Annotated in this window: 24 protein-coding genes; 2 read left to right on the top strand and 22 right to left on the bottom strand. The window is 61.0% G+C overall.

The genetic code is table 11. The features are described 5' to 3' along the window. Positions 1–115 precede the first annotated feature (115 nt). Complete coding sequence (locus PSH59_RS11710) at positions 116–325, top strand: hypothetical protein (protein ID WP_248083722.1); 210 nt, start codon at positions 116–118, stop codon at positions 323–325. Positions 326–425: 100 nt separating this feature from the next. Here PSH59_RS11710 and PSH59_RS11705 read toward each other — a convergent pair whose 3' ends face one another. From PSH59_RS11705 to PSH59_RS11650, 12 genes are all read right to left on the bottom strand, one after another. Then, a complete protein-coding gene (locus PSH59_RS11705; RefSeq protein ID WP_305395118.1) occupies positions 426–917 on the bottom strand; it encodes a GNAT family N-acetyltransferase in 492 nt (163 codons plus the stop codon). A 173-nt stretch (positions 918–1,090) separates the two neighbouring features. Continuing rightward, positions 1,091–2,194 carry a cell division protein ZapE gene (gene zapE / locus PSH59_RS11700; protein WP_305395117.1) on the bottom strand — a complete coding sequence of 368 codons (1,104 nt, stop codon included), beginning with the start codon at positions 2,192–2,194 and terminating at the stop codon, positions 1,091–1,093. A gap of 15 nt (positions 2,195–2,209) precedes the next feature. Further along, the gene (locus PSH59_RS11695) at positions 2,210–2,545 is read right to left on the bottom strand and encodes a nuclear transport factor 2 family protein (protein WP_248083719.1); all 336 of its coding nucleotides are present in this window, start codon (positions 2,543–2,545) and stop codon (positions 2,210–2,212) included. A 50-nt stretch (positions 2,546–2,595) separates the two neighbouring features. Then, positions 2,596–3,312 (bottom strand): YafY family protein, encoded by a 717-nt coding sequence (locus PSH59_RS11690; protein WP_248083718.1) that lies wholly within the window; start codon positions 3,310–3,312, stop codon positions 2,596–2,598. A gap of 139 nt (positions 3,313–3,451) precedes the next feature. After that, positions 3,452–6,109, bottom strand: coding sequence for an aminopeptidase N (pepN, locus tag PSH59_RS11685; protein WP_305395116.1), 2,658 nt, complete (start codon positions 6,107–6,109; stop codon positions 3,452–3,454). 13 nt (positions 6,110–6,122) lie between these two features. Beyond that, the gene (locus PSH59_RS11680) at positions 6,123–6,953 is read right to left on the bottom strand and encodes a DUF2797 domain-containing protein (RefSeq protein WP_248083716.1); all 831 of its coding nucleotides are present in this window, start codon (positions 6,951–6,953) and stop codon (positions 6,123–6,125) included. Next, a complete protein-coding gene (locus PSH59_RS11675) occupies positions 6,950–7,210 on the bottom strand; it encodes a YeaC family protein (RefSeq protein ID WP_017528545.1) in 261 nt (86 codons plus the stop codon). The genes PSH59_RS11680 and PSH59_RS11675 overlap by 4 nt, the downstream gene beginning before the upstream one ends. 62 nt (positions 7,211–7,272) lie before the next feature. Beyond that, on the bottom strand, positions 7,273–8,196 hold the full coding sequence (locus PSH59_RS11670; protein WP_248083715.1) for a lipopolysaccharide assembly protein LapB: 924 nt from the start codon (positions 8,194–8,196) through the stop codon (positions 7,273–7,275). Continuing rightward, complete coding sequence (locus PSH59_RS11665) at positions 8,196–8,681, bottom strand: hypothetical protein (protein WP_248083714.1); 486 nt, start codon at positions 8,679–8,681, stop codon at positions 8,196–8,198. The genes PSH59_RS11670 and PSH59_RS11665 overlap by 1 nt, the downstream gene beginning before the upstream one ends. After that, positions 8,681–10,030, bottom strand: a complete 1,350-nt coding sequence (locus tag PSH59_RS11660) for an AAA family ATPase (RefSeq protein WP_305395115.1) — start codon at positions 10,028–10,030, stop codon at positions 8,681–8,683. The genes PSH59_RS11665 and PSH59_RS11660 overlap by 1 nt, the downstream gene beginning before the upstream one ends. Before the next feature lie 38 nt (positions 10,031–10,068). Then, positions 10,069–11,043 (bottom strand): metallophosphoesterase, encoded by a 975-nt coding sequence (locus PSH59_RS11655; RefSeq protein WP_305395293.1) that lies wholly within the window; start codon positions 11,041–11,043, stop codon positions 10,069–10,071. Continuing rightward, positions 11,040–11,930 (bottom strand): NAD(+) kinase, encoded by an 891-nt coding sequence (locus PSH59_RS11650; RefSeq protein ID WP_200648892.1) that lies wholly within the window; start codon positions 11,928–11,930, stop codon positions 11,040–11,042. Before PSH59_RS11650 ends, PSH59_RS11655 begins: the two co-directional genes overlap by 4 nt. Before the next feature lie 146 nt (positions 11,931–12,076). Between PSH59_RS11650 and PSH59_RS11645 the strand changes: the two genes are divergently transcribed. After that, positions 12,077–13,024, top strand: coding sequence for a DUF1853 family protein (locus PSH59_RS11645; protein ID WP_305395114.1), 948 nt, complete (start codon positions 12,077–12,079; stop codon positions 13,022–13,024). Here the strand turns inward: PSH59_RS11645 and PSH59_RS11640 are convergent. The 10 genes from PSH59_RS11640 to PSH59_RS11595 form a co-directional block, all read right to left on the bottom strand. After that, positions 12,943–16,257, bottom strand: a complete 3,315-nt coding sequence (locus PSH59_RS11640; protein ID WP_305395113.1) for an ImcF-related family protein — start codon at positions 16,255–16,257, stop codon at positions 12,943–12,945. The two genes, PSH59_RS11645 and PSH59_RS11640, sit on opposite strands and share 82 nt — an antisense overlap. Positions 16,258–16,351: 94 nt before the next feature. Continuing rightward, on the bottom strand, positions 16,352–17,485 hold the full coding sequence (locus tag PSH59_RS11635) for a hypothetical protein (RefSeq protein ID WP_305395112.1): 1,134 nt from the start codon (positions 17,483–17,485) through the stop codon (positions 16,352–16,354). Next, complete coding sequence (locus PSH59_RS11630; RefSeq protein ID WP_305395111.1) at positions 17,482–17,739, bottom strand: PAAR domain-containing protein; 258 nt, start codon at positions 17,737–17,739, stop codon at positions 17,482–17,484. Before PSH59_RS11630 ends, PSH59_RS11635 begins: the two co-directional genes overlap by 4 nt. Before the next feature lie 28 nt (positions 17,740–17,767). Then, complete coding sequence (locus PSH59_RS11625; protein ID WP_305395110.1) at positions 17,768–18,241, bottom strand: DUF3304 domain-containing protein; 474 nt, start codon at positions 18,239–18,241, stop codon at positions 17,768–17,770. Between the two features lie 138 nt (positions 18,242–18,379). Beyond that, positions 18,380–18,901, bottom strand: coding sequence for a DUF3304 domain-containing protein (locus PSH59_RS11620; protein ID WP_305395109.1), 522 nt, complete (start codon positions 18,899–18,901; stop codon positions 18,380–18,382). A 98-nt stretch (positions 18,902–18,999) separates the two neighbouring features. Continuing rightward, positions 19,000–19,521, bottom strand: a complete 522-nt coding sequence (locus PSH59_RS11615) for a DUF3304 domain-containing protein (protein ID WP_370694420.1) — start codon at positions 19,519–19,521, stop codon at positions 19,000–19,002. A 90-nt stretch (positions 19,522–19,611) separates the two neighbouring features. Continuing rightward, positions 19,612–20,133 (bottom strand): DUF3304 domain-containing protein, encoded by a 522-nt coding sequence (locus tag PSH59_RS11610; RefSeq protein ID WP_305395107.1) that lies wholly within the window; start codon positions 20,131–20,133, stop codon positions 19,612–19,614. A gap of 90 nt (positions 20,134–20,223) precedes the next feature. Beyond that, positions 20,224–20,745: a DUF3304 domain-containing protein gene (locus tag PSH59_RS11605; protein ID WP_305395106.1), complete on the bottom strand. Its 522-nt coding sequence runs from the start codon at positions 20,743–20,745 to the stop codon at positions 20,224–20,226. A 90-nt stretch (positions 20,746–20,835) separates the two neighbouring features. Continuing rightward, positions 20,836–21,357, bottom strand: coding sequence for a DUF3304 domain-containing protein (locus PSH59_RS11600; RefSeq protein WP_305395105.1), 522 nt, complete (start codon positions 21,355–21,357; stop codon positions 20,836–20,838). A 90-nt stretch (positions 21,358–21,447) separates the two neighbouring features. After that, positions 21,448–21,969, bottom strand: a complete 522-nt coding sequence (locus tag PSH59_RS11595) for a DUF3304 domain-containing protein (RefSeq protein WP_305395104.1) — start codon at positions 21,967–21,969, stop codon at positions 21,448–21,450. Between the last annotated feature and the right edge of the window lie 34 nt (positions 21,970–22,003).

Below are 22,003 nucleotides of genomic sequence, written 5' to 3'. Positions count from 1 at the left end.
TTAACCTCAAGTCATCTTGAGGTTAACTCCCACTTAATAAGATAGCCCCATAGTCGCGCCATGAATCTGATCATGGAGCGAGCGGATACCTATCACTCTAAATGGGAACACTGCCATGAAACTCTCCACCCTGATGCTTGCCAGCCTTATGACACTGGGCTCCGCCGCCGCGTTTGCAGAAGGCGGCGCAGAGCGCTCGAAGGCGTTTTATCAGGCATTCGCCTTCACTCAACAACAACTTCATGACAATGCAGAACAAACGGCTTCGGCCGACGGCAAGACATTCAAACGCGACATTAAGGGTCAGGAACAACCGGAAAGTTAATGAATGCTGAGTTAATCCGCTGTTCCCTCTGCCATTGCGCTCCCTTTGGCAGAGGTTTATCAAGGCGCCATTTAATGGCGCCTTTTTTATCGGCTATTTATTAAAGCAGCTTGCTCCAGGACAACATACGCCCGTACGCGGGATCGAACTTCGAATCATCAAAGCCAAACTTACGGTATGCCGACTGGGCGATGGCATTGCCCTCGAGCACTTCCAGGGTGATCTTGCAGCAGCCGCGCTGCCGGGCAATTTCCTCGACCTTGTGCAACATCTTCTGGCTCAGGCCCAGCCCGCGAAACTCGTTCATTACCACCACGTCGTGGACGTTGATCAGCGGCCGACAGGCGAACGTGGAGAACCCTTCAAAGCAATTCACCAGGCCCGCCGGCACGCCCCCGACAAACGCCAGCACACTGAAAGCATGGGGGCGCTTGGCCAGTTCGGCCGGCAGTTGCTCCAACAAATCAGCAGGAAGAGGATGGCCGCCACCCATCGGGTCTTCAGCGTAGTGGCTGAGCACGCAGCCAATGGCTTGAGCGTGCACGGGATTGGTGTAGCTGGCTTGCAGCACCAGGATATCTGGGGTTTCCATTGCCTTCCTCGATCACGACTGCACGGGAGTCGACTCCCTTTGAGGGGCATGATTGTAAGCGCCGGGAACACGCTGCACGAAGGGGATTAACGATAAATATGCGTGCGAAAACGCGAAGGTTAGACCGACAAGAACACGCCACTTGCCGGTTCCGGTGTTTTTTCGTACGGGTCTCAGCCGAAGCGCTGCAACTGCATTTCCTGCAAGCGACTCAGCGTCCGACGGAAAGGAAACGCCAGGTAGCCCTCGGTATAGAGGCGCTCCAGCGGCACTCGGGCTTCGATGAACAAGGGCACCTTGCGGTCGTAGCACTCATCCACCAGGGCAATGAAGCGACGTACGCTGTCATCGTGCACCGACAACTGCGGCAATTGGCGGTCACCCGCCGCCACACGCTCTACACCGTCTTCGGTGCCGCGTGCGATCCGACCCGGACGCTGTTGCGCGCTCAAGTCGGGCACTTCCCCCAGCAGGATTGCCTTGAACCGATCACACAGCAGCATAAAGTCCATCGCCGCCAACGGCTGCTCGCACAAGTCGGCATAGCGGCACCACAGCACGCTGTCGCTGGACTGCACGGCCGTGATACTACGATGCCCCACCACCACCGCGCCGCTGCTCACCCGCTGCCCTTGCGTCAGTTGCCGGAACACATCCGCCAGCGCATCGGGCTGGTTGACCCAATAGCGCTGCAGGCCCACGCCGGGATGCAAACGGTGATCCTCCCCGCCGTCCACCGCTACGACGTGCATATGCCGTTTGATCGCAGCGATTCCCGGCAAGAACCGTTCGCGATTGAAGCCATCGGCATACAACTGGTCCGGCGGCTGATTGGAGGTGCAGACCATCACCACTCCTTCCTCGAACATCACCTGAAACAGCCGACCCAGGATGATTGCGTCACCGATGTCATTGACGAACAATTCGTCAAAACACAGCACACGCACCTGCTGGCTCAGCTCGCGCGCCAGGGCTTGCAAAGGGTCCGGGGTGCCGGTGAGCTGGAACAAGCGCTGGTGCACCCAACCCATAAAGTGATGAAAGTGTTGGCGCCGCGCGGGCACCCGCAGGCTTTGGTAGAACTGGTCCATCAACCAGGTTTTACCGCGCCCCACCGGGCCCCACAGGTATACGCCGGTGATCGGCGTGCGACCTTGGTGCAGCGCTTCATGACAGGTTTGCAGGGCATCCACCGCCCGACGCTGGGCGTCGTCGGCGACGAATCCCAGCGTGGCGATGGCGTGTTGATAAGCAGTGAGGGGCGAGTCGAAAGTCATGCCCGCGAGTATGACCTACAGCGAGATATCCAGCCGTGAAATCTTGCCCTGCGCGTTCAGGCGAAAGGTATAGCGCAGTTGCAGCGGGCTGCCGGGAAAATTCCCGGACACCACATTGCTGACCAGCACTTTGCCGGTGCGATGCTGCACGTTGAGCACTTCGACGCGCGGTTGATAACGTCGCGTCGTGTCTTCCATCCAGCGTGCAATGGCGGCGGTGCCGACTTGATGCTGGCCTTCATCGAACACATTGGCATCGTCGGCAAAACACTGGTCGACGACCGAAGTGTCGCGGGTATTGGTTGCCGCGATATAGGCCGCAATGGCGGGAGCCAATTCAGGCAGGGACATGGCACAGCTCCTTGTGGGGGTTGATGGCGCCATGCTAAGCCACGGGTGTGTCAGTTTTTGTCAGGAGTGAATGGCGCGGAGTCGTTCTGCTCCATCAACTTGCGCCAGGCGCGCAGCCAGTCGCTGCGCCGCCCCGGATAGCGTTCGCCGTGGGCGTGCGCACTCGCCACCCGATCGGTGCGGAACGTACGATACGCGCCGCGCAATTCGCACCAGGCCACGATCACCCGCACCTCATTGAGAAAGCCCAGCGCCAGGGGCCAGATCAAGCGCTGGCTCTGGGTCTGGCTGGCATCGGCGTAATCAATGTGCAATTTGGCCTGGTGACGTATGGCGTCACGAAACACATTGAGCGGCACACGGTTTTCCGGGTAGCCGAAGCCCGGCGGGCCGGGTAACAACGTCGGGTTGCGCAAGGCTTCCTGGGCGGCCGGGTCGAGCACATCGGCAATCTTGGCCAACGCATTGGCCGCGGCGCGGCTCAGCACCTCATCGCCGCGCTGATCCACATAGCGCAAGCCCAACACAACGGCTTCGGTTTCCTCTGCGTTGAGCATTAACGGCGGCAGAAACAGACCGTTGCGCAACACGTACCCTACCCCGGCCTCACCGAAGATCGGCGCCCCCAGGGCGGTCAACTCGGCGATATCGCGGTACAGCGTGCGCTCGGACACCTCCAGTTGCGCCGCCAGCACAGCAGCGGTTACCGGACGTTTCTTGCCCCGCAGGGCCTGCAACAACGTCAGCAGACGAGTGGTACGCGACACTTGGATCCCACCTTAAAAGGAGAAAGTGGCGCAGCTTAACAGAGGCTCCTGTCAGGATATGGCAGCAGCGAGAAAGACCGGTCCAGGGGATATTCAGGGCAAAAAAAACGGCCTGAACAGGCCGTTTTTATCGTTGCGTTTAAGCGAGGCTCTTACTGACCACCTCGAACACATCACTCGACAGCTCGCCGGACGCGCGAATGCGCTCCAGCTCGGCCTTCATCAAGGCCTGGCGCGCGCTGTCGTATTTGCGCCAGCGCGTCAGCGGCGCCAATTGCCGGGAAGCGATCTGCGGGTTGAAGCCGTTCAACTGGATCACCAGGTCCGCGAGGAAGCGATACCCCGAACCATCGGCCGCGTGGAAGTTGATCAGGTTCTGCCCGGCAAATGCGCCGATCAGCGCCCGCACCTTGTTCGGGTTCTTGAGGTTGAACGCCGGGTGCTGCATCAGTGCCTGCACCCGCGCCAGCCCGCCCGGCAAGGTGCTGGCGGCCTGTACGCTGAACCACTGGTCCATGACCAGTGGGTTGTCCTTGAAGTTTTCGGCGAACACCGCCAATACCTCAGCCTTTTGCGCTTCAAACGGCGAGTTCACCAGCACCGCCAGCGCGGTCAGGCGTTCGGTCATGTTGTCGCTGGTGTCGAACTGATCCAGGGTCGCGGCCAACACTTCGGGTTTACCGCTCAGCATCAGGTACGACAGCGCGATGTTCTGCAACGCACGCCGGGCAAAGTGCTCGGCTGCGGCGACATACGGCGTGTTCCTGGACAGTTCACGATTGGCCTGATAACGCAGCCACAGGCCTTCAAACAGGTTGTCGGCCAGCTGCTGACGCGCAAACTCACGGGCGGCGTGGATGGCATCGACGTCCGCCACTTCGCTGATTTCCGCCAGGTACGCTTCACCGGGCAACGAGAGCATTTCGGCGACCATGGCCGGATCCAGGCGCTCATCGCTCAACACCGTACGCAAGGCGTCGATCAGGCGCTGGTCGAGCTTGAGCGGTTGGCCAGCCTGATACTGGCCGATCAGTTCCTGCAATACCTGCACCGACAGTTGCTGACCGGCATCCCAGCGGTTGAAGCCGTCGCTGTCATGCTGCATCAGGAACATCAGTTGATCGCGGTTGTACGGGAAGCTCAGTTTCACCGGCGCCGAGAAACCACGCAGCAGCGAAGGCAACGGCTGTTCAGCGATGTCGACGAAGGTGAAGGTCTGTTCAGCTTCGGTCACCGAAATGACCCTGGAAGTACCGACCGCCGCCGCTTCGCCAGCCAGGCGCAAGGCAATCTCCCCGCCCTTGCCGTCCAGCAGCCCCAGCTCCACCGGAATCACAAACGGCAGTTTTTCCACCTTGTCCGGGGTGGCCGGGCAGCTTTGGCGGAAGGTCAGGCTGTAGGTCCTGGCCGCAGCGTCGTAGGACTCGCTCACCGCCAGACGCGGCGTACCGGCCTGGCTGTACCAGCGTTTGAACTGGCTGAGGTCGGCGCCGTTGGCGTCTTCCATGGCCTTGATGAAGTCGTCGCAGGTCACGGCCTGGCCGTCGTGGCGTTCGAAGTACAAGTCGCTGCCTTTACGGAAGCCTTCGGCACCGAGCAAGGTGTGGATCATGCCGACCACTTCCGAGCCCTTTTCGTACACGGTCAGGGTGTAGAAGTTGGAGATTTCGATAAAGCTGTCCGGGCGCACGGCGTGGGCCATGGGGCCGGCGTCTTCGGCGAACTGGTGGGTACGCAGGTACGCCACGTCCTGGATACGCTTGACCGTGGCCGAGTTCATGTCGGCGGAGAAGCCCGAGTCACGGAACACCGTGAAGCCTTCCTTGAGCGACAGTTGGAACCAGTCGCGGCAGGTCACGCGGTTGCCCGACCAGTTGTGGAAGTATTCGTGGGCGACGATGGCCTCGACCCGCTGGTGCGCGGCGTCGGTGGCGGTTTCGGCGCGGGCCAGCACGGCGCTGGAGTTGAAGATGTTGAGGCCCTTGTTCTCCATGGCGCCCATGTTGAAGTCGTTGACCGCCACGATCATGAAGATGTCGAGGTCGTACTCGCGGCCGTAGGTCTCTTCGTCCCAGCGCATGGATTTTTTCAGGCTGGTCATGGCGTGCTGGCACTTGTCGATGTTTTCCGGCTCGACGTAGATGCGCAGCGCCACGGTGCGGTTGGTCATGGAGGTGAAGGTGTCTTCAACGCACCACAAATCACCTGCCACCAGAGCGAACAGGTAGGCCGGTTTCTTGAACGGGTCTTCCCAGGTCGCCCAGTGGCGGCCGTCTTCGCCGGGGCCGCTGGCAATCGGGTTGCCATTGGACAGCAGCACCGGGTAGCTGTGTTGTTCAGCGATTACCGTGGTGGTGAACGTGCTCATCACGTCCGGGCGGTCGAGGTAATAGGTGATTTTGCGGAAACCCTCGGCCTCGCACTGGGTACAGAACATGCCGCCGGACTTGTACAGGCCTTCCAGGGCGGTGTTGGTTTCCGGGTGGATCTTGACCGTGGTGTCGAGGGTGAAGGTCTCACTCTGCGGGTGCACGGTCAGGTGGCTGTCGGTCAGTTGGTAGTCGTCGGCTGTGAGGGCCTGGTCCGCCAGGTTGACGCTCAACAGCTCCAACTGCTGGCCATCCAGCACCAGGGGCGGCAAGCCGGCGCCACGCTCAGGGTTGCGGCGCATCACCAGCTGCGCGTGAACCAGGCTGTGGTCCTCGAACAACTCGAAGGTCAGGTGCGTCTCGTCGATCAGGTAGTCCGGCGCCTGATAGTCCTTCAGGTAAATCATCTTCGGTTGTTCGGTGCGCATGGGTGGCATCCTTCTACTGATGCACGGCGAGCTGGTAGGCCGTGTACTTACGAATATTGATAACGCCGGTGTCGAAGATCAGGTATTGGCCCTTGATCCCCAGCAGCGTGCCTTCGGCAATCGGGTTCTTGTCCAGGTTGAAGCTGACGATCTTGGCCGGATACTGCTCCACCGGGTAGCGAATCTCAATCGGCTCGAGGTCGCTCACCGGTTGGATGGCCTGCAGGCCAAAGCGTTCCTGCAAACTCAGCAGGCCGTCTGCGCAGCTGGCGAACAGTTCATCGCGTACCTGCTTGAGGTCCACCGATTGTGCGTCGCCCTTGAGCAGCGCACGCCAGTTGGTTTTGTCGGCCACTTGGCTGCGGAACAGGTCTTCGACGAAGCCGGACTGTTGGCGCGTGGCGACGCGCATGATCGGCAGCGCCTGGCTTGCGCCCTGGTCCAGCCAGCGCGTCGGCAACTGCGTGGCGCGGGTGATGCCGACCTTGATGCCCGACGAGTTGGCCAGGTACACCACATGGTCGGTCATGCAGAACTGCTCGCCCCAGCCGGGATCACGGCAGGTGCCGGCGTCATAATGGCAACGCTCGGGGCTCATGATGCACAGGTCACACTGGGCCAGCTTGGTCATGCACGGGTAGCAGTAACCCTGGCTGAAGCTGGTCTTGGTTTTGCGGCCGCAATGGCTGCAATGGATGGCACCGAGATACTCCAGGCGCACATGGGTGCCGATCAACGGGTTGACCGGCACCTCGGTATCGCCCAGACGAAACGCGTATTGAACGGTCGGCTCACCGAGTTGCGCCGACATTTTGCTGACTGCACCGCGACCGATCTCAATCAATGGATCGCATCCGACTTGAACAGGATGTTCGGCACGGTGGTCGATTTGGACTGGCATTCCTGCGGGCCCATGTAGCCGGTGCGCTGGTCTTCCGGCAGGTTCTGGATTTCCCAGGCGATCACCGCTTGCAGCGACAGTTCGCGCTGCTCGGCGGTGAGCTTGCGGCCATCGGACCACTTGCCGATTTCCACGGCGAGCTTGAGACTCTCGTAGATGTCCGGGGTGATGTTTTCGATCATTTCAGCAAAAGACGACATGTGAACAACCTCTTATAACGGTCGCTGGTTCAGCGAGAGCATGGGTGACGGGACCTGGCTCGTCAAAAGTCCTTGGAGAGCTTGACCTGGACAAGCTCCTTGTCGAGCAGGCGCCGGAAGATCTGCGGCGCGGCAAACGTATAGGCGGCAAAGGCCAGCCACAGCCAATTGATCATCTCGGCGATCTGCGGGTAACCCTGGGCCGTGAGCGTGATCACTGCTACACGGTAGACCACGAACATCAACAGCAGCAGTACCACCGCTCCGGTGGCACTGCGCTCGTTCATCCAGCTATTGAAGCGCCACCAGGTCCCGAGGAACACATTGCTGCGCGCCTTGACGGCGGTGAGCAGGTGCAGCGCGGCGACGTTGCTGGCGTTTTCCTGCAAGGCCCAGATCGCATGGTCGCGGGCACCGTTGATGTCGCCTTCGCGCAACAACAGGTGGCCGAGCACTACCACGGCGCCGGCATTGGCCGGGTCGGCCTGCAAGGCCTGGCGGGCGAACTGATGCGCCTGGTCCCAGTGGCCGCTGGCGCGATGGAACTGCGCCATGGCGACCAGGTTTGCCGGATCATCCGGGCCCAGTTGCAAGGCTTTTTCCAACGGTTCGCGGCTCTGCGCCAGACGACCGGTCAATTGGTACAGATCGGCCAGGCAGCGATAGTTGACGGGGTTGAGGGGTTCCATGTCCAGCAACTGGCTCACGTGGTCCTGGGCCAGTTTGAACTTGCGCTGGGCGATGGCCACCTGCGCGGCTGCATAGTGCGCCAGCGGCAGTTGCGCGTCAGCGGCAAGGGCCAGTTGCACTTCGCGCCTGGCGGCGTGCACCCGGCGCATGTTCATCAAGCAGATCGCCAGCAAGGCATGGGCCTCGGCAGAATGCGGATCGCTGGCGAGCAATTGGCGCAATGCATCGATCGCGCCATCGTTATGGTCAGCTTGCAGGCGCTGGTAAGCCAGGTGCAGCAGGTAGTCGGTATTCATCAGCTCACCACCAGATACCACAGGGTGTACGGCAGCCATTTGACGACCATGCCTTTAAGCACAAAGCCACCAATCAACGCCAAGGGAAAGCCAAAGCGGCTCAGTTCGCCGCCGTAGTACTGGTAAATCTCGATGGTCGCGTTCTGCTGCATGTACAACAGGTAGCCAATGGTCAGTTTCCACACCACCAGCACCAACAAGGCGTATTGGATTTGCGCCTGGGTCTGCAGGTAACCCGCGCCCACCAGTTGCAGCAACCCAAAGCCGATCACGATGCTGCCTACCAACGCCACGCCGGCCAGTATCCACTCACGCACCCGGGTCGGGCTGCCAACGGCAATCGAGTTGAACACGAACCACGGCAAGCCCAGCCAGGCACCGCCGAGCATCAGGCCGAGCAGCGGCCAGAATGGCGAGACCGCAAACTTGGCCAAAGCGCCCGGACGCGGTTCATCTTCGATGCGATACCCACCGTACTGCGCCATCAGCGACCCTTCCCGTGCTTGTCGAGGAACGCCAGCACTTCGTCGTACTGGTTGCCTTCATTGGCGTAGCGCGCGTAATTGCGCGCCGTGGTCAGCCATTCCAGGGTGGTGGCGCGCACTTCTTTCAAGGCCTGCTTGAAATGCCGGTCGCAAATGGATTGCTCGGCGCCACTGTCGATCGAGGCTTCGATGGCTTCATCGGCGGCGGTTTCCACCAGCTCGCTGAGGTCGGCACCGGAGAACCCCGAGGTGTTCTTGGCGAGGAAGGCAAAGTCGATATCGTCGGCCATGGGGCGGCCTTTCATCATCGACTTGAGCATGCTTTCGCGCGCCGTGCGATCCGGTGGCGGCACGAACAGCACGCGGTCAAAGCGACCGGGGCGACGGAACGCCGAATCCACCGACCACGGCACGTTGGTCGCGGCGAGGATCAACACGCCATGGTTGTCATTGGTGAAGCCGTCCATCTCGGAGAGGAACTGGCTGACCAGCTTGGAGGAAGTCGACTCGCGGGTATTGGCGCGCTTGCCACCGAGGGCCTCGACTTCGTCAAAAAACATCACCGCCGGCGCCTGGGCCCGCGCCTGTTCGAACAGTGCGTGCAACTTGCGCTCGGACTCGCCGATGTACATGTCCAGTACGTCGGAAATCGCGATATTGAAAAACGTCGCCTTGCACTCCCCGGCCGTTGCGCGGGCCAGCATTGTCTTGCCGCAGCCTGGCGGGCCGTACAGCAGCACACCGCCGCCGACTTTCTTGCGAAAGCGCTGGAACAGACCGGGTTTCTGGTACGGCAGGATGATTTTTTTGTGGATGGTCTTTTTCAGCTCATCCAGGCCGCCGATGTCGTCGAAGGTCAGGGTTTCGTTCTCCGGCACCAGCAGGCGGACCACTTCGCTTTTGTCGGTGTCGTCGTTGGAGATCACCCGCAGGCGAGGACGCCCTTCGGCCCCCGGAAAGTCCACCACAGACACATTCAACTGGCGCCACAGCGCCATGTCTTCGAGTGCCGGGTTGGCGTCCACCGCGGCGCGGTATTCCACCTGGGCCTCTTTGAGACGTTCCAGCGCCGCCAGGGTGCGGGCCCGCAGCAGGCGCGCGGCGGGGTCTTGACCTTCGATCAAGGGCAATGCGCGCTCAGCCTGCCCGTCGGCCAGCAACAGTCGAGCCGCCGCTGATTTCAATGCCTGGGCGTCGGCCAGTTGTTCGAAGCCTGGGGGCAGCAACTTGAGTCCGCGCGCATGCTCGCCCCGCTCAAGGCAGGCGCCGAGCAGTACGGTCAGCAGCGCGACGTTACCGGGAGCGGCAGACAGCGCGGCTTCCAGTTGGTCGAACGTCGAATCATCCATGGAGGTTCCTCAAAAGTGCATAGGCAACACGCAGGGGCTCACTTGAGCACCTCCGGCCGCTCGACATCGACCCACACGAATTTACGCGGGTCGAGGCGGGTTTCCTGGTCCAGTCGATACGCCACCAGCTTGCCATACAGCACGGCGCTGTAGTCCAGGCAGGCTAGGTTCGGGCGGATCGGCGCCGGTTTGCCGCTGCGCCAGTAGTGGCCGACGAACAGCAACGGTTCGTCGACGCCATAGCGCAGCAGGGAATTTTTTTGCGTCGGTGACAACGGTGTGCGCGCCACCGGTTCGGGCAGCGCGTCGGGTTGAAACACAATATCGCCGTAGGTTTTCGGGTCGTCTTCCCAGAACTTGGTGCGAAAGAACGAACGCGTCAGGCCATCGCCCCCGGTCAGCGTGAGGCCATCGGGCAGGCGCATATCGGTGCCGCGCAGCAGGCGGTCGAAGGCATTGCAGGCAAAGCTGCCCGGCACGGCGGCGGCTTGCAGGAAGTGCTGGTCGATGCAGCCATCCGGGAAGGTCGCGCGCAGGGGTGCGATAAAGCCGTCGTCCCAGCACGCGTGCACCACGCGAAAACGCCCGGCATCGACGAACAGCGGCATGTCGTAGAACCAGGCCAGAAAATCGTGCCAGTCGGCCGGGTGGTGTTCGAACTGCGTGAGGGTCTCGTGGATCAACCGCTCATGCCGTGGGGTGTGCTCACGCACGAACTGCCGGCCGCTGCCCGGCGGTGCCGGCGTGGCCCAGCCCAGCGCGTTGAACTCATGGTTACCCATGATGCACAGGGCCTGTCCGGCCTCGGCCATGTCGTGGACGATATGCAATGCCTCGCGGATGCGCGGACCACGGTCGATGATATCGCCGAGGAACACCGCCATGCGCGAGGGGTGGCGCCAGGTGCCGCCCTGTTTGTGGTAACCCATCTGGTCGAGCAAATGCTCGAGGGTGTGGGCGCAACCGTGCACGTCACCAATCAGGTCGTAGCTACGCGCGGGATCGAGCATCAGTCGCCTCCACCCCCCAAGCGGCTGCCCCAGCCCAACTTGGTGCGGCACACTTCATAGTAGTTATGGTCCAGCGGGTGGATCAGCCGCAGCTTCTGCGCCTTTTTGCTCACGGTGATGGTGTCACCGGGCGCGCAGGTGAAATGGTTCTGCCCATCGCAGGAGACTTGTGGGTAGATTTGCATGTCTTTGGACACCACGATTTTCAGCTCACTGTTGCCATCGACCACAATGGGCCGGCTGGACAACATATGGGGATACATCGGCACAATCACAATGGCATCGAGCTTGGGGTGCATGATCGGCCCGCCGGCCGACAGCGCGTAGGCGGTGGAACCGGTGGGCGTGGCGACGATCAGGCCGTCGGCCTTCTGGCTGCACACGAACTGGCCGTCGATGTACAGCTCGAACTCGATCATGCGCGTGGATTTGCCGGGGTGCAGCACCACATCGTTAAGCGCATCGCCCTGGCCGATAGCTTCGCCGTGGCGACGCACTTCGGCTTGCAGCAGGAAGCGGTTTTCCACCAGGTAATGACCGTCGAGCACCTTGGCCACTTCGATTTCCAACTCATCGGGGCGGATATCCGTGAGAAACCCCAGGCTCCCCCGGTTGATCCCCAGCACCGGCACGTTATGCCGCGCCAGCGCCCGCGCGGCGCCGAGCAGGCTGCCGTCGCCCCCGACCACGATCACCATGTCGCACACCTCGCCGAGCATCTTGCGCGATGAGGTTTGCAGGCCGTGGCCAGGGAGAATTTCGGCGATGGTGTCTTCGAGGATCACATGCAGGTGGCGTTCCAGCAGGAATTTTTTCAGCCGGCGGACGGTGTCCAACACCTGGGTACTGCCCAGGCGACCGATAATGCCGATATTGCGAAATTGCTCCATGGGGCTCCTGCGGGATGTGGGGTGTGGCAAAAAAGAAACGATTATGGGCGAAAGGCCGCGTCAGGCAAAATCCTTTGTCATCGCCAAGCCCCGATGACAACGGTTCTCAGACACCTGCTCACAGCTTAAAAGGCTATGCTCGGACCATGATCGTATTCCCCGACCTGCAGACCTTACCCCGTCAATTACGACACCCCGAGGTGCGCGACCTTGCGTGGGTGATACTCGCCCCGCCGATGCTCGCACACACCCCGTGGCCCCAGCGTCACCCGCTGGCCGGCAGCGACTGGGTGCAGGCGCCCGAGCGGCTCGAACACTGGTTGCGGCAATTGGACCAGGACAGCCATGCCCTTCAGCACTGGCTCAGCCTGTCCCGCACCCGGCGCCTGGGCCTGTACTACGAGCGCCTGTGGCAGTTCGCGGTGCAACACGCACCGGGCGTGGAGCTGCTGGCCGCCAACCTGCCGATCCGCCGCGCCGGGCACACCCTGGGCGAACTCGACATGCTGCTGCGCGACCGCGATGGCGTGCACCACCTGGAACTGGCGATCAAACTCTATCTGGGCCCTCAAGCAGGCGATGGCCAGGACACCGCGCAGTGGCTGGGCCCCGGCTGCCATGACCGGCTGGACCGCAAACTTGCGCACCTGGCCCAGCATCAACTGCCGATTTCGGCGCGCTCCGAGAGCCGCGAAGCACTGGCAACGCTGGGGGTCGAGCACTTCGACGCGCATTTATGGCTGGGCGGCTATTTGCTCTATCCCTGGCCGGGGCTGGCAGAATCACCTCGCGGCGCCCATCCGCAGCATTTGCGCGGACGCTGGTTGCACCAGCGCGACTGGCCGGAGTTTGTCGGCGCCGGCCAGCCCGGTCGCTGGCAGCCCCTGCCCCGGCATGCGTGGCTGGCGCCGGCGCATTACCCGGCCGACGAGGTGTGGAGCGAAGCTCAGATGCGGCACTGGCTGGCCGGCCTGGACCCGATGGCACCGGCGCAGTTGTTGGTGCGCATGGTTCAGAACGGTGAGGGCTGGGAAGAAGCCGAGCGCTTGTTTCTGGTGGCCGATCTTTGGCCCAATGTTCCGGGCAATGCCTGACCCCGCCACTCTGGGGCGGTGTTCTCACTGAGAAATATCTGCTGAGGCAACTTGAACCCCCTTAATTTGAGCAGCGCCAGCGGCCCCGCATCCAACTCAGTGCGCAGGTGCCAGATCAGGTTCAGGCCATCGGGCGCCTTGAGTACCATGCGGTAGCGACTGTCAGCATCGTCCAGCGGCGTGACCCGGGCTTTCTCCAGCAAGCGAATCAGGCCCCAGGTGCCGGGGTAATCGCCGAATAACCGCTCGCCGGCCAGCACGCTGGTCCAGCTCAGGCTGACGCCGGGATAGTCACTACGCCCCGGCCAGTTGAAGCGCTGCCAGCTCTCCTTCTGATTGAAGTACTGGTGTTTGTCGCCGTTGAGGATGAAGGTGGTTTGCACCACATCGCGTACCGGTTTGCCCTGCAGTTCAAAACTCAGCCCCATACCGCCATCGGTGTAGAGCACGTCAGCCAAATCACTGAGCTGGTTAATGGCAGTCAGAAATTGCGGGTTGAAGCGCAGCCCTTGGCTGTGGCGCGGGTCTGCCACCCAGCGGCTGCCCTCCTTGCGCAACACGCCACTCAGTTGTCGTTGCAAAAACTGCTCGATGCGGCCGGAGTCTGCGCGGATCATCTGGCCCAGCATCGGCAAGGACGCATCGCTGGCAGTGGCGGTGAACGGGTAGCGGCTGGCGAAAGCATCATCCCAATGGCTGACGATCGAGCGTTGCCACTGGCTGTTGATGCCTGCCGCAGACGGTTGCAAAACGCGTTGCCAGGCGTGTTCCAGGGGTTGCACGAACAACGTTTGCGCCGCCCCGCCCCACTCCGCCCCCAGGCTGGCGGCCATCAGGCTGCCGTAGGCTTGGGTGTCGGTCAGGTCGATGCTGCGGCCTTGAAACACGGTTTGCGCCAGTGCCTGGGTCATTTCCAGCGGATCGGGCGCCGTGCTGACTTGCTGCAACTTCAAGCGCACCCGCGTCACGCGAGTGAGGAAAGATTGGAGGCTGAGGCCATCGGCGCCGCTCTTGCCCTCCGGGCCTTTGCCCAGCAGCGCCAGCAAGGGACCAAAAGTGGCGTCCAAGGGGCTGCCGGGCAGGTGGGCCAGTTGGTCGATCAATGGCGCGTTGTCCTGCCCGATCAGCTGTTGCGCGGACTTCACAAGCGAGTCGGCCAACGCTTCGGTGCGGGTACCCGCCTGAGCGTGATAGGCCACCGTGTTCATCAACGCAATCAGTGGGGATTGGCGCACATCACTCATCAGCGTCAGTTGGTCAATCACGTCGGCGAGGCTGCCGGCCTGCTGCCAGCGCAGGCTGTTGAGCAGTTCCAGCCAGGCACTGGCGTAGTCCTGGAAATAGCGTTCGGTGAGCCGCTCGCGGAGCTGGTCCGGGCTCAAGCGGGTGTCGATGTCGCTGGGCTTGTCGCTGAGCACCCAGTCGATTTCCTCGCGGCGGGCCGCGGCGATCACGTCGATGGCCTGACGCACCTGACCCTCCCAGGCCTGGCGGGTGAAGACGCCCGGCACGCTGGCATCGGTGGAGAACAGGGCCAGGGCATCGGTGTCACCCACCAATTGGTGGAGGCCCAGATCGGCGTAGTGATTGGCGGCGTCGTCGAGCAGTTGTTGGTACAGGCTGGCTTCGGCATTGCGTCGGCCCAACTGGCCGAGCAGCACCTGGCGGACCTGTGCCACCAGCCTGGGATCGGTCTCGATGCGCCATGCAGGGTTTGCGCTCAGGTGTTCGCCGTAGAACTGCCACAGGTTGGGCGCCAGGATTTGCCAAAGCCCGGGAGATATACCTGCGCGCGAGGGCTCAACGTCACTCAGGGTCTTGACCAGGAGACCGGCATCGGCTTTTTCCGGGCGCGCCATCATCAGGTAAGCCTTGAGCTGGGCGTAGGCCTCTTGGGCACGTTCGGCACGCTCGGGGCTGTCCGGCGCCAGCTTGACCAGCGCGTTGAGCTGCTGGCGCAGCGTGGCGGCGGCCGGGTCGCGGATCAGGCGGTTGTTGGCCTCGACATAACGTGGCCACAACGTTTCGAGCAGTGCCTGATTTTGGCTCAAGCCGAAGCGTTGATACCACGGAGCGCCGCCCTGGACGCGATCGTCCAGGCGTGCCAGTTCGCGGACCAGTTCGTTGAGGGCACTCAATTGTTCGTCGCCAGTGCCCGGTTGCTGCAATGTCGCCAGTGCGGTTTGGACCTGCTTGATCAGCACACCATTACTCGCGAACGACAATAACAACCCCGCCCCCCACAGCATGGCCAGGCCCAGCGTAAGCGCGTAAACGACGCGCGGAACACCCCAGCCGAACCTGTGACTGCGCACACGATCGCCCAGCACGCCCTGCCAAACCGGGGTCACCACCCAATGGTTTTCCGTTTCATGGGGAGAACGCTGCACCGGCTGACTGAACCACACACCTCGTAACGGCACACCACAGGCAAACTGGCCGGTCAATGCCGAAAGCGTATGCCGCCAACGCGCAATGCCCTCCTCCTGCAAATCGCGGGAAAGGCGTAGCAGGAAGTCATGGCTCATCACCGCGTTCATCTGCGCCAGCCCTTCACGCCGCAAAGGCTCCAGCAGCCGCGTCAAAGCGGTTTCCAGCTGCGCCGGCGTGAAGCGCGCTGACAACAGGCACCCCACCGGCTGCGACTTGCGGGGGGCCTGGGACCATGGACTGTCGCAGATTTGCCAGAGGTAGAGCGGCAATTGCCAGTTCAGGTGGCGGGCCAGGCCTTGCAATTGCCGCACGCCTTTGCCCATCGCAGCGTCATCGGCGGCCTGGGTTTTGTTCAGTGCCCAGACGACGCCGTCCAGCGCTCGCCAGCGGCTGAGGCCGGTCCATTGGTTTTCGAGTGGCTGATCCAGACTCGCTTGGGCACTGCCACCCCAGAGCAGTACGGTGCCTTGTGCTTCCAGCCAGTGTTGTTCGGCCAACGCGGGGGCGATCGCTTGAATTTCGGCGGGCTCGCCGATGACTAAAAGCAGGCGGACTCTGGAGCGCCAGAAGAAGCCGTAGCATTCGCGCAAATACTCAATCAACTCTGCCTGATATTTGCATCCATCGGGTTCGGCGGCGGGCGGTACCGTTAACGACCGAGCCCCCACGACCAACCTGCGTATCCCCTTCTGGATAATCTGCCATGAGACCAGCGCCATGCCGAAAAACACTGCCCATAGCAGAATGCCCCTTAACACGAGATCGCGTATCACGGCCCGACTGGGAAGTTCGGGCTCCATGAATAACCACCAGATCGCGGCGCCCGCTGCCACCAGTACCGCCAGGATCACAGCCAGTAATAGAGCTGTTTTGCCCCTGGATATTGTCGGAGATTCAATTTGTTGAGTCATCGGGTTCCATAACTCCAAGGGCCAGGGTGTGATGGGGGTCGTTTGCCAACCAGGCGCAAGGCACCTGATGCGCTTCGGCATACCAGGCCGCCAGGGTTTGCGCGACCATGGCCTGTAGACGATTCAAAGTGCCGAAGTTGGCGTCTTGCACATGCTGCTTGCAGTTCCAGCCAATGGCCGGCAGGTCAGCCACATCCGGCTGGGCGAACGACACGCACAGCGCAGCAGGCGTCGTCAGGTCACTCTGTTGCAAGGCTCGCTCAGCGACCGTGGTGAGCTGCTCGGTGTCGACCGAAAACCATTCACCTCGCGTAAAGCGCACGCCGCCCTGGGGGCCGAACAACCAGAGCAGCGCCGCTTCCCCGGCCGGCGAATGGCTTTCCTGCTCTGCCGGCGAGGATTGGCAACCGGCACACAGAATACGGGCCGTCGTCGCTGCGCCCTGCAATTGATCAATCACCGAATCGAGGCTACGAATGCCCTCCCACGTCTCGGGCAGTTCGGGTAGTTGAACCTGTGGCGTGCACAGCGCGACTTGATGGGCGAATGCTTGCCAGGCCGCCTGCGAGCCCTGCCAGTAACAACGCAGCGGCTGAACGACGGCGTTTTCACCACGTTGTTCGTGCCACTGTTGAGCGAGCAAAATCGCCAAGTTGTGTTCGCGTTCTGCAACGTCACTTCCAAACACCTGACAAAGGTGCAGCGTTCGCCCTTGGGGTGTTTCCTGCGGCACCGGCGGCAGATGGTCTGAGCTGAACAGTCTCAGGCCGTTTTCTGCGCTCGTGCAGGCCGCGGATACCAGCACGGATTCGACCAATGCGATGGTCTGCCGATGGTCCTGCCACCACGCCTGGCGCACCTGTTCGACTGCCTCGTGATAGCTCTGCGCGTTATGCCGATTGAAGCGAAAAAATAAAACGCGCAACAACAGCGCGAGCACCCAGATCAGGAACACACCGGCCACACTGCCGATCGCCAATCGCGCTTCAATCATCGGTCGCAATGCCACGCTGATGCTGCCCGAAAAAACCAGCAAGGCCACGCCACTCGCCAGCCAGCGCGAATACAGGGGTGCTTGTACCAGCGGATAGGGGCCAAACTCAGGAGCGGGAATCAAAACGCCACCTCCGTGTCGGGCATTGAGCTGACCAGCGTGCACCCGCACTTGCATCGGTGGCCATGCAAGGCCGCCGGACGGCCGTCAATGTGCAGCAAGTCGCTGCCTTCGGCGACCTCGGTTCGACCGTGCAGGTTACAGCGCACGGCATCACCCAGGCAGGCTATGGGGCTCCCATCACACTCGTAATGCCCCTCCAGCACTTCGCCGCCATATTCCCGCAGTGTGTCGCCTTGACGGATAACCGATTTCATCACCATACCTCCCAATATTGGCCGTGCATTACTTCGAGCATGACTGAGGCTCCGGCAACTGCAGCGGGGTTTTGATCGGGCATTCGGGGCTGCCGTAGGCGTAGCAGGAGGTGGTGACCTGGATGTCATCGCAAGGCAGAAAGTGAACAGTGAGGCCGCAGACTTTTTGGCCGGTGTAGTCGGGAACTGGGACTATTTTGGTGAGTTGGCGTTTTTGGGCATCGATTTTGTCCAGCCACGCGTCGTACTTAACCTCATCAGCGAAACCGGGAAACCCCTTCGAACTACCCACCCCAGTCTCCCAATCAACACGCACCGTCATCCCCGCCTGCCAACGCGCCGGGGCGACGTAACAGCAACCGCCCCCACCGCCCTGATACGGGCCAATGATGTCGATACCTGAACGACCCTCGACACTGAATCGGTTGATCGCCCAGTGGGTGTGGTTGATCGCCTCAAGCGTGCCGGCCTGGGCGCTTTGTACCCAAGCGGCTCCAGCCATACAGCAGAGCCAACCCACCCACACGTTGCATGAAAGAGAGGTGTGCATCGGTTTAATTCCTGGAGTGCTGCATCGCAGAACAGAATCAGATCTGTACATTGCTCACCTCGCGGAGCCTGGATCGGCATACCTCCCGCATTACTTCGAGCATGACTGAGGCTCCGGCAACTGCAGCGGGGTTTTGATCGGGTATTCAGGGCTGCCGTAGGCGTAGCAGGAGGTGGTGACCTGGATGTCATCGCAGGGCAGAAAGTGAACGGTGAGGCCGCAGACTTTTTGGCCGGTGTAGTCGGGGATTGGGACTGTTCTGGTGAGTTGGCGTTTTTGGGCTCTAACTTTCTTCGACCAAGCCTCGTATTTGCCTTCATCTGCAAACCCTGGAAATCCATCTGGATAGGCCACCCCAGTCTCCCAATCAACACGCACCGTCATACCCGGCTGCCAACGTGCCGGGGCGACGTAACAGCAGCCACCACCACCGCCCTGATACGGACCGATGATGTCGATACCTGAACGACCCTCGACACTGAATCGGTTGATCGCCCAATGGGTGTGGTTGATCGCCTCAAGCGTGCCGGCCTGGGCGCTTTGTACCCAGGCGGCCCCAGCCAGACAGCAGAGCCAACCCACCCACACATTGCGTGAAAGAGAGGTATACATCGGTTTAATTCCGGGAGTGCTGCATCGCGGAGCAGAATCAAATCTGTGCATTGCTCACCTCGTTGAGGCTGGAGTAGTTCATCGGCATACCTCCCGCATTACTTCGAACATGATTGAGGCTCCGGCAACTGCAGCGGCGTTTTGATCGGGTATTCGGGGCTGCCGTAGGCGTAGCAGGAGGTGGTGACCTGGATGTCATCGCAAGGCAGAAAGTGAACGGTGAGGCCGCAGACTTTTTGGTTGGTGTAGTCGGGGATGGGAACGTCTTTGCTGTGCTTTCGCGTGAGCCCATCATTTTTTTTAACCCAAGCCAGATACTTGGGTCTATCGGCAAACCCAGGAAAATCATCTGGATAGGCCACTCCAGTCTCCCAATCAACACGCACCGTCATCCCCAACTGCCAACGCGCCGGGGCGACATAACAGCAGCCGCCTCCGCCACCCTGATACGGGCCGATGATGTCGATACCTGAACGACCCTCGACACTGAATCGGTTGATCGCCCAGTGGGTGTGGTTGATCGCCTCAAGCGTGCCGGCCTGGGCGCTTTGTACCCAGGCGGCTCCAGCCAGACAGCAGAGCCAACTCACCCACACATTGCGTGAAAGAGAGGTATACATCGGTTTAATTCCTTGAGCGCTGCATCGCGGAACAGAATCAGATCTGTGCATTGCTCACCTCGCGGAGCCTGGATCGGCATACCTCCCGCATTACTTCGAACATGATTGAGGCTCCGGCAACTGCAGCGCGGTTTTGATCGGGTATTCGGGGCTACCGTAGGCGTAGCAGGAGGTGGTGACTTGGATGTCATCGCAAGGCAGGAAGTGAACGGTGAGGCCGCAGACTTTTTGGCCGGTGTAGTCGGGGACTGGGACTATTTTGGTGAGTTGGCGTTTTTGGGCATCGATCCCATCCAGCCAAGCATCGTACTTGACCTCATCAGCGAAACCGGGAAACCCCTTCGAACTACCCACTCCAGTCTCCCAATCAACACGCACCGTCATCCCCGGCTGCCAACGCGCCGGGGCGATATAACAGCAACCGCCTCCGCCGCCCTGATACGGGCCAATGATGTCGATACCTGAGCGACCATCGACACTGAATCGGTTGATCGCCCAATGGGTGTGGTTGATCGCCTCAAGCGTACCGGCCTGGGCGCTTTGTACCTCGGCGGCCCCAGCCAGACAGCAGAGAAAACCCACCCACACATTGCGTGAAAGAGAGGTGTGCATCGGTTTAATTCCGGGAGTGCTGCATCGCGGAACAGAATCAGATCTGTGCATTGCTCACCTCGCCGAGCCTGGATCGGCATACCTCCCGCATTACTTCGAACATGACTGAGGCTCCGGCAACTGCAGCGGCGTTTTGATCGGGTATTCAGGGCTGCCGTAGGCGTAGCAGGAGGTGGTGACCTGGATGTCATCGCAAGGCAGGAAGTGAACGGTGAGGCCGCAGACTTTTTGGCCGGTGTAGTCGGGAACTGGGACTATTTTGGTGAGTTGGCGTTTTTGGACCTCCATCTTGGCAAGCCAAGCAAGGTATTTGGGGCGATCAGCAAATCCCGGAAAGCCTTTTGAACCTGCCACTCCTGTTTCCCAATCCACACGCACCGTGAGGCCAGACTTCCAGCGCGATGGTGCGACATAACAGCAGCCACCTCCGCCGCCCTGATACGGACCAATGATGTCGATACCTGAACGACCCTCGACACTGAATCGGTTGATCGCCCAGTGGGTGTGGTTGATCGCCTCAAGCGTGCCGGCCTGGGCGCTTTGTACCCAGGCGGCCCCAGCCAGACAGCAGAGCCAACCCACCCATACGTTGCATGAAAGAGAGGTGTACATCGGTTTAATTCCGGAAGCGCTGCATCGCGGAGCAGAATCAGATCTGTACATTGCTCACCTCGCGGAGCCTGGATCGGCATACCTCCCGCATTACTTCGAACATGATTGAGGCTCCGGCAACTGCAGCGGCGTTTTGATCGGGTATTCAGGACTGCCGTAGGCGTAGCAGGAGGTGGTGACCTGGATGTCATCGCAGGGCAGAAAGTGAACGGTGAGGCCGCAGACTTTTTGGCCGGTGTAGTCGGGGACTGGGACTATTTTGGTGAGTTGGCGTTTTTGGGCTTTAATTTTCTTTTCCCAAGCTAAAAACTTCGGCCAATCACCTATGCCCGGAAAATCTTCTGAACTACCCGCCCCAGTCTCCCAATCAACACGCACCGTCATACCCGGCTGCCAACGCGCCGGGGCGACATAACAGCAACCGCCTCCGCCGCCCTGATACGGGCCAATGATGTCGATACCTGAGCGACCCTCGACACTGAATCGGTTGATCGCCCAGTGGGTGTGGTTGATCGCCTCAAGCGTGCCGGCCGGGGCGCTTTGTACCCAAGCGGCCCCAGCCAGACAGCAGAGAAAACCCACCCACGCATTGCATGAAAGAGAGATGTGCATCGGTTTAATTCCTGGAGTGCTGCATCTCGAAGCAGAATCAGATCTGTGCATTGCTCACCTCGCCGAGCCTGGACAGGCATACCTCCCGCATTACTTCGAGCATGACTGAGGCTCCGGCAACTGCAGCGGCGTTTTGATCGGGTATTCGGGGCTGCCGTAGGCGTAGCAGGAGGTGGTGACCTGGATGTCATCGCAGGGCAGAAAGTGAACGGTGAGGCCGCAGACTTTTTGGTTGGTGTAGTCGGGAACTGGGACTGTTTTGGTGAGTTGGCGTTTTTGGGCATCGATTTTGTCTAGCCACGCGTCGTACTTAACCTCATCACTAAGGCCAGGATTGTCATAGGAGTAAGCCACCCCAGTCTCCCAATCAACACGCACAGTCATGCCCGGCTGCCAACGTGCCGGGGCGACGTAACAGCAACCGCCTCCGCCGCCCTGATACGGGCCGATGATGTCGATACCTGAACGACCCTCGACACTGAATCGGTTGATCGCCCAATGGGTGTGGTTGATCGCCTCAAGCGTGCCGGCCGGGGCGCTTTGTACCCAAGCGGCCCCAGCCAGACAGCAAAGAAAACCCACCCACACATTGCATGAAAGAGAGGTGTACATCGGTTTAATTCCTTGAGCGCTGCATCGCGAAACA

The sequence above is a fragment of the Pseudomonas sp. FP2309 genome, assembly GCF_030687575.1.
Lineage (GTDB): Bacteria > Pseudomonadota > Gammaproteobacteria > Pseudomonadales > Pseudomonadaceae > Aquipseudomonas.
The sequence above is the reverse complement of the archived record's forward strand: the minus strand, read 5'-3'. Positions and strand labels throughout refer to the sequence as shown.